Annotated in this window: 17 protein-coding genes, 1 tRNA gene and 4 pseudogenes; 14 read left to right on the top strand and 8 right to left on the bottom strand. The window is 27.1% G+C overall.

Annotated features, from left to right (window positions below; translation table 11 throughout):
- The first annotated feature begins 137 nt into the window (after positions 1-137).
- From ACOTU8_RS08275 to ACOTU8_RS08250, 6 genes and pseudogenes are all read left to right on the top strand, one after another.
- Positions 138-260, top strand: a complete 123-nt coding sequence (locus ACOTU8_RS08275; RefSeq protein ID WP_422342491.1) for a hypothetical protein — start codon at positions 138-140, stop codon at positions 258-260.
- Positions 261-588: 328 nt separating this feature from the next.
- On the top strand, positions 589-1476 hold the full coding sequence (locus tag ACOTU8_RS08270) for a hypothetical protein (protein ID WP_422342490.1): 888 nt from the start codon (positions 589-591) through the stop codon (positions 1474-1476).
- A gap of 2 nt (positions 1477-1478) precedes the next feature.
- Entirely contained in the window at positions 1479-1892 is a 414-nt protein-coding gene (locus ACOTU8_RS08265; RefSeq protein ID WP_422342489.1) for a type II toxin-antitoxin system VapC family toxin, read from the top strand.
- Between the two features lie 21 nt (positions 1893-1913).
- Positions 1914-2831, top strand: coding sequence for an adenine-specific methyltransferase EcoRI family protein (locus tag ACOTU8_RS08260; RefSeq protein WP_422342488.1), 918 nt, complete (start codon positions 1914-1916; stop codon positions 2829-2831).
- Positions 2821-3417 carry a hypothetical protein gene (locus tag ACOTU8_RS08255; RefSeq protein WP_422342487.1) on the top strand — a complete coding sequence of 199 codons (597 nt, stop codon included), beginning with the start codon at positions 2821-2823 and terminating at the stop codon, positions 3415-3417. Before ACOTU8_RS08260 ends, ACOTU8_RS08255 begins: the two co-directional genes overlap by 11 nt.
- 496 nt (positions 3418-3913) lie before the next feature.
- Positions 3914-4048: pseudogene (locus ACOTU8_RS08250) on the top strand (methyltransferase); the annotation flags it as partial.
- 14 nt (positions 4049-4062) lie between these two features.
- On the opposite strand, the gene ACOTU8_RS08245 reads toward ACOTU8_RS08250, so the two are convergent.
- The 4 genes and pseudogenes from ACOTU8_RS08245 to ACOTU8_RS08230 all read right to left on the bottom strand — a co-directional run bounded on the left by ACOTU8_RS08245 (position 4063) and on the right by ACOTU8_RS08230 (position 7247).
- A complete protein-coding gene (locus ACOTU8_RS08245; protein WP_422342486.1) occupies positions 4063-5268 on the bottom strand; it encodes a saccharopine dehydrogenase family protein in 1206 nt (401 codons plus the stop codon).
- 38 nt (positions 5269-5306) lie between these two features.
- A pseudogene (locus ACOTU8_RS08240) lies at positions 5307-5561 on the bottom strand (ABC transporter ATP-binding protein); the annotation flags it as partial.
- A 249-nt stretch (positions 5562-5810) separates the two neighbouring features.
- Positions 5811-6410: a C39 family peptidase gene (locus tag ACOTU8_RS08235; RefSeq protein ID WP_422342485.1), complete on the bottom strand. Its 600-nt coding sequence runs from the start codon at positions 6408-6410 to the stop codon at positions 5811-5813.
- Positions 6395-7247, bottom strand: a pseudogene (locus tag ACOTU8_RS08230) (hypothetical protein). Before ACOTU8_RS08230 ends, ACOTU8_RS08235 begins: the two are co-directional and overlap by 16 nt.
- A 133-nt stretch (positions 7248-7380) precedes the next feature.
- Between ACOTU8_RS08230 and ACOTU8_RS08225 the strand changes: the two are divergent.
- Positions 7381-8010 carry a bacteriocin gene (locus ACOTU8_RS08225; RefSeq protein WP_422342484.1) on the top strand — a complete coding sequence of 210 codons (630 nt, stop codon included), beginning with the start codon at positions 7381-7383 and terminating at the stop codon, positions 8008-8010.
- A 5-nt stretch (positions 8011-8015) separates the two neighbouring features.
- Positions 8016-8618, top strand: coding sequence for a hypothetical protein (locus ACOTU8_RS08220; protein ID WP_422342483.1), 603 nt, complete (start codon positions 8016-8018; stop codon positions 8616-8618).
- A gap of 10 nt (positions 8619-8628) precedes the next feature.
- Here ACOTU8_RS08220 and ACOTU8_RS08215 read toward each other — a convergent pair.
- Both ACOTU8_RS08215 and sodB read right to left on the bottom strand, forming a co-directional pair.
- Positions 8629-8983: pseudogene (locus ACOTU8_RS08215) on the bottom strand (methyltransferase); the annotation flags it as partial.
- A gap of 69 nt (positions 8984-9052) precedes the next feature.
- A complete protein-coding gene (gene sodB, locus ACOTU8_RS08210) occupies positions 9053-9715 on the bottom strand; it encodes a superoxide dismutase [Fe] (protein WP_422342482.1) in 663 nt (220 codons plus the stop codon).
- Positions 9716-9981: 266 nt separating this feature from the next.
- On the opposite strand from sodB, the gene ACOTU8_RS08205 reads away from it, so the two are divergent.
- Positions 9982-10167 carry a hypothetical protein gene (locus ACOTU8_RS08205; RefSeq protein ID WP_422342481.1) on the top strand — a complete coding sequence of 62 codons (186 nt, stop codon included), beginning with the start codon at positions 9982-9984 and terminating at the stop codon, positions 10165-10167.
- 137 nt (positions 10168-10304) lie between these two features.
- On the opposite strand, the gene ACOTU8_RS08200 is transcribed toward ACOTU8_RS08205, so the two are convergent.
- Positions 10305-10379, bottom strand: a tRNA-Glu gene (locus ACOTU8_RS08200).
- Between the two features lie 144 nt (positions 10380-10523).
- Between ACOTU8_RS08200 and ACOTU8_RS08195 the strand changes: the two genes are divergently transcribed.
- On the top strand, positions 10524-11087 hold the full coding sequence (locus tag ACOTU8_RS08195) for a manganese efflux pump MntP family protein (protein ID WP_422342480.1): 564 nt from the start codon (positions 10524-10526) through the stop codon (positions 11085-11087).
- Here ACOTU8_RS08195 and miaA read toward each other — a convergent pair.
- The gene (miaA, locus tag ACOTU8_RS08190; RefSeq protein ID WP_422342479.1) at positions 11073-11942 is read right to left on the bottom strand and encodes a tRNA (adenosine(37)-N6)-dimethylallyltransferase MiaA; all 870 of its coding nucleotides are present in this window, start codon (positions 11940-11942) and stop codon (positions 11073-11075) included. The genes ACOTU8_RS08195 and miaA overlap by 15 nt on opposite strands.
- 70 nt (positions 11943-12012) lie before the next feature.
- Here miaA and mqnP point away from each other — a divergent pair, with 70 nt between their 5' ends.
- From mqnP to moaA, 4 genes are read left to right on the top strand one after another with little or no spacing between them, the layout of a single operon-like run.
- Positions 12013-12897, top strand: coding sequence for a menaquinone biosynthesis prenyltransferase MqnP (gene mqnP / locus ACOTU8_RS08185; protein ID WP_422342478.1), 885 nt, complete (start codon positions 12013-12015; stop codon positions 12895-12897).
- Positions 12888-13385 (top strand): hypothetical protein, encoded by a 498-nt coding sequence (locus tag ACOTU8_RS08180; protein ID WP_422342477.1) that lies wholly within the window; start codon positions 12888-12890, stop codon positions 13383-13385. Before mqnP ends, ACOTU8_RS08180 begins: the two co-directional genes overlap by 10 nt.
- Positions 13382-13897, top strand: coding sequence for a DUF6115 domain-containing protein (locus ACOTU8_RS08175; protein ID WP_422342476.1), 516 nt, complete (start codon positions 13382-13384; stop codon positions 13895-13897). Before ACOTU8_RS08180 ends, ACOTU8_RS08175 begins: the two co-directional genes overlap by 4 nt.
- 12 nt (positions 13898-13909) lie before the next feature.
- Complete coding sequence (gene moaA / locus ACOTU8_RS08170) at positions 13910-14872, top strand: GTP 3',8-cyclase MoaA (RefSeq protein WP_422342475.1); 963 nt, start codon at positions 13910-13912, stop codon at positions 14870-14872.

Raw genomic sequence — 14872 nt, 5'->3', positions numbered from 1 at the left:
AAACGACATAGTAAGCGTCTTAAAGTAGTATTATATCTAAATTTAAAGCTTTTTAAGTTTAAAATGATGGTATTTTTGCAAAACCGCAGAGGCAGAGAAGTCCCTTGCCTTTAGGGTTATACTTCAAAAGGTAAAAGATGAGCGATATAGTTAAATATCACAACGATTTTAATAAAATCAAATTACCTAGCTTTACAGAGCAAGAGCAGAATTTATTGTGTTTTTTTGCTTACAAAAATAAAAGAAAAGCAAAAAGATGAAGTAATTAAAATATATCCAACAGACTTGATAGAATTTTCAAAAAAACTTATCAAATAAAGAAATCACAGAAATATTAAATTCATTTGAAGAAAAGTTTTTTAAAGCAAATTTTACTTAAATATGTTTCATTTTTTGGGAAAAGTTGAAGAGTTTGAATTTATAAGAATAGATATAGAAGAGATAGCTTAATTAGCTTAATTAAAAATGCTTTTAAATGCCTATTTTAGTGTTTCAAAGCACTTTTAATCTGTCTCATCAGTGAGACAGATTAAGGTTACTTTGTCTCAAATTATGATACAATATTTTATAAATTTAGAAGGGTAAAATATGATCAATGAAATAGAAATTAAAGATTTAAATGAAATTAATAAAAATAATAAACAGCAAGTAGTTTATAGAAAAGATAATCTATCTACTGATTGCATTACTGGAGAAGTTATAGAAAGAAATCAAATTATTGTTAGAAAAGTTCAAACAAGAGAAAGTTTTATTAAACTTTTTACTGAAAATATTCATTATATTATTAATTTAGAACCTCAAGAAAAAACTTTATTTTTTACATTACTTTCTTCAGTAGATTATAAAAATGTTGTGAGATTTGATAAATCTATGAAACAAAATATTATTTTAGATAAAGTTTTAAGTAGAGCTGGAATGTATAGAGCTTTAAATGGATTAATAGAAAAAAAAGTAATTTTTAAAATAGATCGAGATTTTGTTAAATCGTATGCTGGTGTTGGTAGTGATGATTGTTATTTATTTAATCCAAATTTAGTAGGACGCGGATCTTGGAATGATTTAAAAAACTTACGACATACTATTACTAGAGAATGGGATTTTGAAAATTTAGAAGTTAGAGAAAATTTAGAAGTAGAAGAAGAATATCTAGGTCTTGATGAGATAAAAAATAATCAAAAACAATATCAAATAAAAGAAATAAATCAAGAGCATGATAAAACGACAAAAGTAAAAAACAACTCTATAAATAATCAATATAGCTTCGATAAAAAAGAAGGGTCAAGCATAAATAAAAAAGTCTCTATCTCTAATGATACACAACCTTCTTTATTTGATGAAAATCAAAAAGAACGAGAAGCTAGACTATTTGTAGAAAAATATGCTGGGATACTTACTGGTGGATTTGATCCTACAAAATCCGCCAAAGAATTAAAAAGAGAAAAATTAGATCAAGGTTTAAAAGAAGGTAGAATATAAAAATGAAAAAAGTTTATTTAGATACAAATATTTTCCTAGATTACTTCAATGCTGAAAGAACTTATCATAATGAAGCTAAGCAATTGATATATTTTTTAATTACAAATAACATTCAAATAGTTTTCTCTGAAGATATGATTTCTACCATTGCTTATCTTATCAAAAAAGAAAATTTAAATAATTTCACTCATTTTTTAAAAGATATTTCATTAGAAAAAGATTTTAATATTGCATCTTTTGGTGCAAGTGTCATTAATATGACTTGTGATTATTATGATAAATATCGAGGAGACTTTGAAGACTATTTGCAATATTTTTGTGCTGAAAAAGAAGGTTGCTGTGCTATTTATACTATGGATAAAAATTTTCCAAATTTAAAAATACCTATAAAAAGATATGGCGAGATTGATATTTAAATAATAGAAGGTTAAGTATAAATGAATAAAAACAGTAGCTCTAAATTAAATAATGCAAAAAATATAAAAAACGATGAATTTTATACACAATATGAAGATATAAATAAAGAATTAAATTTTTATAAAAATGCGTTTAAAAATAGGATAGTTTATTGTAATTGCGATGATCCACAAAAAAGTAATTTTACAAAATTTTTTAAATTAAATTTTGATAGATTAAAACTAAAAAAATTAATTAGTACTTCATTTAATACTAATGGTAAGGGTAAAATTTTTATTATGGAAAAAAATAAGCCAAAATATCAAGGTTTATTAGAAAATAACGGTGATTTTAGAAGCGATGAAACAATTAAATTGCTAAAAGAATCTAATATAATCGTAACAAATCCACCATTTTCACTATTTAGGGAATTTATAGATATGCTTATATCTAATCAAAAAGATTTTTTGATTATAGGAAATGCTAATGCAATTTCTTATAAAAATTGTTTCAACTATATGATGAAAAATAAATTATGGTTAGGACAAAATTGCGTTAGATGGTTTATAAACACAAAAGGAGAATTGGTAGAGGGAGCAAGATCTTTTTGGTTTTCAAATATTAATAACCAAAAACGAAATAAAAAAATATCTTTAAATAGAAAATATAATAATCAAGATTATATTACATATGATAATTACAATGCTATTGAAATTTCAAAGTCCAAAGATATACCTTCAGATTATACTGGAATAATGGGAGTTCCTATTACATTTTTAGATAAATACAATCCACAACAATTTGAAATTATTGGGGCAGATTATCAAGTAAACAGTGGAGAGCTTATTTATATTAAACGAAATGACTGGAATGGAAAAACCGATAGAGCGTATATAAATGGAAAAAGACTATACTCTAGAATTTTTATAAAACATAGGGGTGTTAATAATGCTATTTAATTATGAAATAATAAACTGTCAAAAACCAAACGATACAATGAATGTAAAAAGAACATACAAAGTAATTAGATGTATTTTTAAAAATAAAACTGATGAAGCTTCAAAATATTATCAACAAGCTTGGGACTTAGCAAAACAAGTAAATCCACTTAAAGCAAACGATAGCACATCACAAAGAGATAAAGAAAGGCTGATTTTAGATGCTTTAGGGGGAATTTTGGCCGAATATGGTTGGTTTTACTATATAAAAAGAAATTTTGGAGATATTGTTAATTTTACAGAATTTAAATCATCCATAGGGCAAATAGATTTATTGTTAAACAATGGTAAAACATTAGAGGTTCGATCCTCTTTTCCGAGAAATGGTATTAAATTTGCAATATGCAATGCAAAATATAATTTTAAGAACATATGCAAATATGATAATCTTTACAAACCTAATGAAATGGATAAAGACTTCTTTGCTTGTGTATTGTTTAAAACCATGAAAAATCAAATGGTAAAGGCAGATGAAATTATATTTTATCTAATAGGAGGTTCTACAAGAAAAATGATGTTAGATAATACTATTAGTTATACAGAATAATTTAACAGCAGAAGATGATCTAATTCAACAAAAAACCAATTACAAGGTTATTAGATTATATAATGTTTTAGATATTGAAGGATTTGAAAAGTATATGACGGAAGAATTAGGTTATCCAAAAATATTAAACGATCAAACTTTTTAAAATAAGAATATTTAAAACTCTATTTTGTTTCATAATTTTAGTCCGTTTTGTTTCAACTGATTTCATTTTGGGTAATTTTATGAAACAAAAATTAAAAACTAAATTTTTTACCAAAAAATGAGACAAAAGCAAAAAATCTATATCTTATCTCAAGAAAATGAAAAAAATAAATATTCAAATGTTAAAAATGTATCATTTTATTAGAAAAAACCTTGACAATTAAATTAAAATAATATAATAACGATATTAGTTTTTAATTTTTGGAGAATTTTTTGAGAAAAAATAAACTTAATTTTTACTTAATAGCTAGAGAGAGCAGAATAACATTAAACTTTTCTTAATTTTTAAACTTTTACTAAAAATATAGAAGAATTAAAAGAAGATTTTAAACCTTTTAAACCTTTATTTTGGGGAGATTATGAATTGATTAACTTGTATAATTTTGAAGGTAGTGTAGAGCATTTTATTTACATAGGACAAAAGTAAGTGTTTTTAAACACTTACTCTCCCAAACTTGGAGTCATTTCAATAATTTTCCAAGGAAGACCTTGAGAATTAAGCTCATCCATAAAAGGCTTAGCATCAAATTCTTCCATATTAAATACACCTTTTCCTTGCCAAATTCCTTTAGCAACTAGCTTTGTGCCTATCATAGCAGGAACGCCTGTAGTATAACTTACAGCTTGTGCTCCAGTTTCTTTATAACATTCTTCATGATTGCAAACATTGTAAATATAAACTTGTTTATCTTTTCCCTCTTTTATACCACGAATCACACAACCTATATTAGTATAACCTTTAGTGCGTGGTCCTAAGCTTGCAGGATCAGGAAGCAAGGTTTTTAAAAATTCTATAGGAATGATTTCTTTACCTTGATGCATTACAGGTTTAATTCCTAGCATTCCAACATTTTCAAGACATTTCATGTGGGTTAAATAGCTTTGTCCAAAAGTCATAAAAAAGCGTATCCTTTTTAAACCTTTTATATTTTTTACCAAACTTTCAAGCTCTTCATGATAAAGTAAATAACTATCCTTTACACCTACTTCTGGATAATCCCATTGCATTTTAATCTCCATAGGTTCTGTTTCTATCCAATTTCCATTTTCCCAATAACGCCCTTTAGCAGAAACTTCACGCAAATTAATCTCAGGATTAAAATTAGTTGCAAAAGCATAACCATGATCACCTGCATTACAATCTAAAATATCTATATAAGAAATTTCATCAAATAAATTTTGCTGTGCATAAGCACAAAAAACATTCGTTACTCCTGGATCAAATCCACTTCCTAAAAGTCCCAAAATCCCTGCTTGCTTAAATTTATTATTTCTTGCCCATTGCTCTTTGTATTCAAATTTAGCTAAATCAGGATGCTCATAATTTGCTGTATCAATATAATGGATTCCAGCTTTTATACAAGCATCCATCAAACTTAAATCTTGATAAGGTAAAGCTACATTGAGCAAAATTTGTGCCCCTGTTTTTTTAATAAGCTCTACAACCGCATCACTATCATTAGCATCAATTTGTGCAGTTTCAATTTGCACCCCTAAACGCTCTTTAATAAAAGTAGCAATTTCATCGCATTTGCTTTTTGTCCTACTAGCTAGAGTAATTTTACTAAAAGTATCCAAATTCATTGCGCATTTTACAGTAGCCACACGACTTACTCCACCTGCACCTATGATTAAAAGATTTTTCATTAAATTTTTATCCTTACAAAGATTTTTAGAAATTTTAGCTAAAAATTAATAATATCAAAATTTATTTTTTCTTTTAAATTATAACTTGAGCTTAGTAGCATGAAAATTCTATATTTTTATATCTTAATTTAAGTCTATAAAACTCACCTAAAAATTCTTTTTGTAAAATTTTAGCTTCAAAACGGCTTCCTATTTCAAGTTCTGTATAACCGAAAATATAATTTTTGAGCTATCTAAGCAAAAAATTCATCTTTTAAATCAAGTTTTTCTTCTATGATGTTTAAATCAGATAATCTCGCCCGAAGTAAAGATATTATACCAAAGAGAAAATAACAATACAAGATTAAGTTATTTAAAGAAAAGAACTAAAACTATAAGGCAAAAATTTTAATTTTTCCCCTTGTTTGATATTATATCTTGTTTATACTTGTTTAGACAAAAATCAACCCCTATTTTTTCGGCACTTGTAGGGTATAAATATGCTTAAAACAGACATTTTTAATGTTAAAATTAAAATTGTTCTCTTGTTTAAAAAATTAAAACTAAAACAAACTAAAAGGGCTGAAATCAAAATGTAAAGATTTTGGAGTATTTAACTTAAAAGGTTTTAGCTCTTTTTTAGGAGCAACAATTAAAGCATAACCGCCTTTATTATATCTATCCCAAATACTAAAAAATTGGCTTTTAGAACTTATATATTCCCCATGGCTTGGATCAAGCACTTGTAAATAATTACCTTTATGATTGATAATTATAACAAAATGTGGAAAGCGTGGATCATCTTCAATTTTTACAAGCATTGGAATATTTACAAGTTTATCCAAGTTTTCTCTATTGATTTGATATGAATTGCTTTCATAACCTAGTTTTTTAACTGCATCGCTTAAATCTGCAAAGCTTACCATATCCGTATAAAGTTCTTGTCCACTCATAATCTTTAAAAGTTCAAGTTCATCAAACTTTTTTTGATCATCAAGTATATTAAGTAAAGTTGCTAAAGATGAAGCCCTACAAGATTGCTCATAAGTTTGTCTTATTACTCTTTCGTTTTTAATTTCTTGATAAGACTTAACTACCCATTCGGCTTTTACACTCAAAGCAAGAATGGGTAAAAATAATAAAATTTTTAGAATTTTTTCCATAAGCTTATCCCAAATATGCTATCAGGCGAAGCAGAGCTTCCTCCAAAACTAGCATTAACAGAAACTGCGGTATCTGAATTAATGCTATAAGTAGAACCTAAACTTGAAGTTGGAATAGAACGCACTTCAGAATTTTGATAACCATTAATTTTTTGCTCGGTTTGAAATCTTTGCTCTGCTCCTAAATCTAAAGTAATTTTAGGACTTAGAATAATAGATAAATCCCCGGCCACATAAATACTATTTCCATACTCTATTTTAAGGGTTTTAAATTTTCTTGATTGATTATAACCAAATCCTGTATAAATACTATAAACTACAGGATCGCTATATCCCCTTAAACTAGCTTGTAAGCTTTGTGATTTTAGATAAAAGTTTTTGGTTTGATTGATTGCTTTTTCTCTTTGAACGACTGCAGTTTGAAAGGTAATTTGTGGAATTAAATCTGTAATGCTATCGCCTGTATAAATAAAACCTAGCCATAAACTATCAAAACCTATTCTGTTTTTATAGAATACTCATTTGTAAAAAAGTTTGTATATTCAGCTCTTGCATAACTTCCGCCCCCTGAAATAAGTATGTCAAACTTAGGTGTTAGGGTGTAAATGAAAGTTTGAGTTAAAAACACTTGCTTTGTATCATTCCAAATTGTAGGATCTCGCCTATTGTTATATTAGGATAAAGAGAATACGAATTTGCATTTCCTGTGCTAAGTAAAGAAAAGCTTGTAATGCTTCTTAAGCCTATTTGCTTTTTAAATAAACTATCTATATTTAGCTCATCACTAGCAAAAACACAACTAACTAAAACCATAAATGCTAAACAAATCTTTTTCATTGTTACCTTTCTAACTATTTTTCAAAATTTTTTTAAAAAGCAATGAATGTTCCAAATAAAAAAAGTTGATTTTAATATATAATTTGTGATATTATTCAAATAAAGAGTAAAAATAATTAAATAAGAAAAAATTATGTTTAAAAAATTAGCAAGTTCATTGATTTTAGGTTCTTTGTTGGCAAGTTCTGCTTTTGCTGGGGATTTTTTAGCTAAAGTGAGTAATGGTGCTTTAAGTGATAATTCTCAAGGGGTTAAAGCTCTTAATTTAGATGAGATAAAACAAGTTAAGGGTGGGTATTTAGTCGGTTTTATTAACATAGGGGATAACGAAATTGGTGCATTAGCCATTACGACAATAAATGCTCACGATGCTGGAGTTGATTTTGGCGATCGCGATGGAAGTGAAATCAAATACGATAAAAATGGTAATTATGTTCCATCAAAAAGTGGATTATGCGGTATAGGTGTTGCTACTTGTAGTGCTCCAAGTCAAAACAAATTGCAAGAATATATGCAAGTTGCTGGAGATCCTGTCCTAAATGCTTTAGGATATACAGTTAAAAGACAAGTAAAAGTTTCTGACTTAGGACAACCTTATGTGCTTTTCACTTATGGAGTTATTGTATATAATTATTCATCACAAACTGCTTATAGAATAAATTCTAGTGCTGTTTTAAATAATAATATAATTATTAAAGAGTTAGCGGGTAAATACAAAGAGCAAATGGAAAGTGCTCTTGGTGGTTGGTATCCTAAAAGGTAAAAAATATGAATACTATAAATTCGAGTTTAAGCATTTTTGGAATAAGCACAACAAATAACTGGAATTTGAGCGATAAAAATACCGCTCAAATTCCAAATGATAAAAACAAGTCAAATGTTGCAAATTTAGATGAACTTACAAAAGAAATTCCTATCGCTAAAGGCTCTATACAAGATCAGATTTTAAAGGGTGAATTAAGCCAAGAAGATTTTAAAGCAAAAAATAAAGCTTCGGTACATTGGTTGGATGAAGACTTACAAAAAGAATATGTAAAAATTTATCACACAAGTATGAGTGTAGAAGAATTTAAACAAAAATGGTTAGATCTTCAAGCCAAACACGAAGCTAGATTTGGCGAAATTGCCGAGAAAAACAGAAAAAATATTGAGCAAGAAATGCAAACTGCACAAGAACAATATAACAACCAAAAAGAACAAGAAACAAAAACTTTTAAACCTATACAAGCAGAAAGTAAAAGCGAAACTTACAAAGATGAAGTAAAAACAAATTTTTGGCAACAATTTTTAAAAGTTCAACAAGAAAATGGAATGGATGTTTTAGAAATCTTAGAAATACTGAATAAGCAAGGCATAGATATAAAGGCTTGAAACATTAAAAACTTTGATTTGCAAATATGAAATCTATTTTTATATTAAAGAGTTTTTTAAAACTAGAATTAGGAGATATGATTGAAAATTTTTAGAATCTAAACAAGGATCTTTTTCCCAAACCTTTTTTAAACTAGAGACTATATCAATGCCATAAGGTTCAATCCCCCCCCCTAGTTATATTTTTAAAATACTTAAAATGTACGCCATTTCCGCAACCAAAATCAAGTAATTTTTTCACTTGTTTTATTTAGTTTATACTTTAAGATTCTCTCATAAAATCTTATAACATGACCATCAGGATATTGTAGTCCATAACCTTCTTTGTCATATTTTTGAGTGTATGCAGATAAAGAATTATCCATTTTTTCCTTTTTTGCGTAAGAATTTTGACAATTAAGCCAAAATTCATTCTAACACAAAAAAGATTAAACTTATTTTACAGGGTGAAGTTCATTAGCATAAAAACTAACTGATCCCATACCTTCTTTTAAAGCCCACTCATAAGCTTTTGAAACAAATTCCCAGTTAATATGAGCATAAAATTTTTCCAAATAAGCAGGACGTGCATTGCGATGATCTACATAATAAGCATGTTCCCAAACATCTACAACAAGCAAAGGGACTTTATCTTCGGTAATTGGTGTATTTGCATTTGAAGTACTTACAAATTCTAGTTTTTGATTTTTAGTATTATAAACTAGCCAAAACCACCCTGAACCAAAAACTCCTGTTGCACCTTTAATAAATTCGGCTTTAAAATTTTCTAAAGAACCAAATTCTTTTTCTAAAGCTGCTTGTAAATTAGCATTCATGCTTTGGCATGAACCACCACAGCCGCAGCCTGTACTTGGTTTAATGCAATCAAAATAAAAATCATGATTATAAACTTGAGCTGCGTTATTAAATACACCTCCATTTGAAGTTTTAATAATACTTACAAGATCTTTACCTGAAAATTCAGTATCTTTTATAAGATTATTCAAATTTGTAACATAAGCATTGTGATGTTTTCCATGGTGATAGCTAAAAGTTTCAGCACTTAAAAAATCGCCAAAAGCATTGGTATCATAAGGCAATTTTCTTAATTCAAACATAATTTCTCCTTTGTTTTTAATTTGATATTGAAAATATTACCATAATAATATTAAAAAGAGTAAAAATATCTTAAAAGCTTAATATTTAAAAAATCTCTTTATTTTAGTTTTAAATAAATCAATATATTTGTAATATTTTAATATTAATTTAAATATAAATAAAAAAAATATATTTTTTTAAAATATTTTTCAAAAAATATCTATTTGTTGATTTTTAATCACTACAATTAATTTTGCAACTAAAAATTATTTATAAGGAGAAAGATATGAAAAAAGTTGTATTAATTTCAGCATTACTAGGTGCTTTTGTGGCTAATGTTTTTGCAGCTAACGCTCCAAGCGATGTAAATCAAACGCATACAAAAACTCATCATTCGAAAGCTAAAGCTGATAAAAAACATGAAACCAAAACTCATAAAAAAGAATCAAAAGAACAAAGATCAGCTCAATAATGCCCAGCCTTGATATAAGTCTATTAATAGACTTATATCAAAAAGCTATTTGTATTCTACAAAACTAATTATTAAGATTTATTAAAATTTACTATAATAAAACAAAAATTCATTATTTTAAAGACAAGTTAAAAAAGTGGTGACCCATACGAGACTCGAACTCGTGTTACCGCCGTGAAAGGGCGATGTCCTAACCGCTAGACGAATGGGCCAATTTACTAAGGATTAAAAAATAAAACTGAATTATATATATTTATTACTTAAAATTTCATTAAATATATTAAAATTATATGATTTTTATCTTTATTTGATTATAATTCCATCTTTAATTTTTTATAAAATTTTTAGGATTGATGATGGATTTTTATAGTCTTATTTTTTTATCCTGTGCCTTAGGAATGGATGCTTTTGCTGTATCATTATGTAAAGGTTTTAGCATTAAAAAATTACATTTAAAACATTATTTTATTGTTGGAATTTATTTTGGTGGATTTCAAGCTTTAATGCCAACTATTGGCTATTTTATAGGTATAACTTTTGCATCTTTTATTGCAAGTATTGATCATTGGATAGCTTTTATTTTACTCTCTTTCATAGGATTAAAAATGATTAAAGAATCTTTTGAAAATGAAAAATGCGATAGCAATTCCAATCAATTTGGCTTTAAAACCATGTTAGCTTTAGCAATTGCTACAAGTATTGATGCCTTAGCCGTTGGTATAAGTTTTGCATTTTTGGATGTAAAAATATTACTAGCTATATTTTTAATAGGTATTATCACCTTCATTTTATGTATCATTGCTCTAAAAATAGGAAATAAATTTGGAATTTATCTTAAAAATAAAGCCGAACTTTTAGGAGGATTAGTTTTAGTTATACTAGGAGTAAAAATTCTAATAGAACATTTATTTTTCGATTGAAAATTTCATTTTTAAAGTAGCTAAAGCTTTATCAAATTCCAAGGCTTTACTTTGAAATTTTTTATTAAAAGTTCTTTGTCTTTTGGCAAGTTGCGTAGTATGTATTGTGATTAAATTTTCAAGCTCTTTAAAGGAAATTTTACCATCTAAATATTCTTTACACTCTTTCAAACCTATAGAATTTAATGCTTTAAGTTTATGATTAAATTTAGAAAAAAGAATTTTTGCCTCATCTAAAAGCCCATTATCAAGCATTTCTTTTGTTCTAGTTTGAATGCGTTTTTTTAAAATTTCTTTATCCCATGTAAGCTCATAAATTTCAATATCTTTAAGTATCCCAGCTTTTTGTGTTTTTTTTAAAAATTTACTAGGAATTTCTCCCGTTTGTTCATAAATACCCAGCCATTTTTTTAATCTATAAGTATCATTTTTTTCTATTTTATAGTTTGGATCAATATTTAATAAAAGAGTATAAATTTCATCATTACTTAAAAGGCTTTTTGACTCCAAGGTTTTTTCACTTAAACCATCTATCATAGTTTTTAAATAAAATCCAGTTCCACCTACTATAATTAAAGGTAAATCTTTGCTTAAAGCAAATTCTTTTGCTTTTTGATATTCTCTTATAAATAACTCAACATTAAAATGTTCATTCACGCTCAATAAATTTACCCCAAAATATTTTATACTCGCAAGATCATCTTGCGAAGGCTTGGCACTTGCTATATTAATCTCTTTATAAACACAAAGACTATCGAGACTTAAAACAACAGCATCCAATTCTCTTGCTAAAGTATTTGCTATATATGTTTTTCCACTCGCGGTTGTTCCTATTAATGCTATTTCAAAAAACATTTTAATATTTATCCTAAAATTTATAAAAATTTTAGTAAAATCATAGCAAAAAATATTTTAAAGTAGAAAAATGAAGACATTCTGGGTAAAATTTAAAGATATTTTAGAGCTTGTAGTATTTAAGCATTCTATTTTTGCTTTACCTTTTTTATTTTCCTCTATGATTGTAGCATCAAAACTTGCAAATGACACTGCTTGGTTTGGTTTTAAAGCATTGATTTTAGGTATTATTTGCGCAGTGAGTGCAAGAAATTTTGCCATGGCTACAAATCGTTTAATTGACGAAGATATAGATAAAGATAATCCTCGTTGTGCCAATCGCCCTAATGTCAGTGGAAAAATAGGTAGAAAAAGCGTATGGATCTTTATTATTATTAATGCGATAGTTTTTATATCGTGTTCTTATTTAATTAATACTTTGGCTTTTTATCTTTCCTTTCCTGTGCTTTTTGTATTAGCTATTTATTCAACTTTTAAACGCTTTAGTTCCTTAGCACATTTGGTTTTGGGATTTTGTTTAGGACTTGCACCTATTGCAGGGAGTGTCATAGTTATGGGTGAAATTCACATTTATAGCGTTATTTTATGTTTAGGTGTAACTTTTTGGACGGCAGGGTTTGATTTGCTTTATTCTTTACAAGATATGGAATATGATAAAAAAGTAGGGCTTCATTCTATCCCTGCTAAATTTGGATCTAAAGTTACTTTGTTTATATCAGCCTTTTGTCATATTTTAGCAGTATTATTTTGGCTTCTTTTTGTGTGGGAAGTTTGGGGTGTAGCACTTGGAAAAATAGCACTTATTGGGGTAATTATAAGCGGTATTATTTTAGCCTTTGAGCATAAAATTGTTCATAAGAATTTTGCTCATATTGATAGAGCATTTTTTACTCTAAATGGTTATTTAAGTATTATCTTTTTTATTTTTATTTGGATTGATTTATTATGGAATTAACACTTTTTAAAGCAGGATTTGAAGCTAATTTAGAATGTTGCGAAATAGAAAATAACCGTTTTCTTGGAGAATACCTAAAACTTGGAGCAATTTCTCAAATTTTAAAATGGAAAAAACTTGCTTTACGTATTGACTTTGATGAAAGTGAAAAAATTATTTTTAATCTTCTTTTAAGTTTGAAAGAAGATATTTTAAGGCTTGAAAATTCTTTAGATAAAAATAAAGAACTTATACCACTTAAACAAAAAGGGGTGATAGAATCTTTAAATTTTGAATATCTAAATTTTTTAGATAATATTTTAGAGGAAAATAAAGAATATTATTTAAGATTTGATTTAAATAATCAAAAAATAGCTATTTTTATCAAGGCTCAAAGCCAAACATTGGCAAAAATTATCAAAATTAAGCCTGAAGATAAAATAGCTTTTGATGCTTTTGTTGTTGAAATTCAAAGAAATATGATAAGAAATAAGAAAGGCCAAGAATGAGTGATGATGTACTTTATTTAGTTTTTATAATTGTGCTTTTAATTGCAATGCTAGCCTATATGAATATCAAAGAAAGAGAAAATAACGCAAAAATAGCAAAACTTCAAAATGTGATAGAAGATATTACCAAAAAACTTCATTATTTTCGTAAAGAATTAGGAGTTAAAGATGATAATGAAGAGGATGAAGACTATAAAATCTCTCTTTTAAAAGAAGAAATTATGATTGAACTTGATAAACAAATCAGTTCAAAAATCACTCCTGTTTTAAGAACACTAAAAACTATGGAACATATCATAGAAGATTTTCAAAATGAACAACAAAATCGTCTTTTAAATTTGGAACAAAAAGCACAAAGCATGGCTAAACTTACGCCAAATTACGATACAGAAGAACAAAAAATAGAAAATCTTTTCAAAGAAGGAAAAAGCATAGAACAAATCGCTAAAGATTTACGCATTGGCACTGGAAATGTAGAACTTGTCTTAAAATTTAAGAAATTAATAAAATAGAATGGAAAATAAATGCTTATAGATCAATTTGGTAGAAAGATAAATTATCTTAGAATTTCAGTTACACAAAGATGTAACTTTCGCTGCCTTTATTGTATGCCAAAAATTCCTTTCGATTATCAACCAAAAGAAAATTTATTAAGCTTCGAAGAACTTTTTTTATTTGTTAAAGCAGCTATAGACGAAGGAATTGAAAAAATCCGTATAACAGGTGGAGAACCTTTATTAAGAAAAGACTTAAGCGTTTTTATAAAAATGATTAGCGATTATAAAAGCGATATTGACCTTGCTATAACTACAAATGGATTTTTACTAAAAGACTTTGCTAAAGATCTAAAAAATGCTGGACTTAAACGACTCAATATTTCACTTGATACTCTAGATCATAAAAAAGCAAAAATCCTTGCACAAAAAGATATATTAGATAGTGTTTTATCTGGAATTGACGAAGCTTTAAATCTGGATTTAAAAGTAAAACTTAATACCGTAGCTCTTAAAAACTTAAACGATGATGAACTGATATCTCTTTTGGAATTTGCAAAATCAAAAAAAGCTCAAATTCGCTTTATAGAATTTATGGAAAATACTCATGCTTATGGTAAATTACAAGGATTAAAAAGAGACGAAATCATACAGATTTTAAGTCAAAAATATCAAATTCAACTTATAAAAAAAGATGAAAAAGCACCTGTGAGTATTTACAAGGCAGATGATTATGAATTTGGAATTATAGATCCTCATAGCCATGAATTTTGCGATTCTTGCAATCGCATACGCTTAAGTGCTGAAGGCTTGTTAATACCTTGCCTCTATTTTGATGAAGCATTAAGCATAAAAGAAGCGGTTCGAAAAGGTGATATTAAAACCGCTGTAAAAATATTACAAGAAGTATTAAGAAATAAACCAGAAAAAAATAAATGGAGTGTTGTTGATAATGAAACCTCATCTCGTGCTTTTTATCAAACTGGAGGTTAA

The organism is Campylobacter jejuni, from assembly GCF_049221745.1.
GTDB classification, from domain to species: Bacteria; Campylobacterota; Campylobacteria; order Campylobacterales; family Campylobacteraceae; genus Campylobacter_D; species Campylobacter_D jejuni_E.
This window is presented reverse-complemented; position numbering and strand designations above follow the sequence as displayed.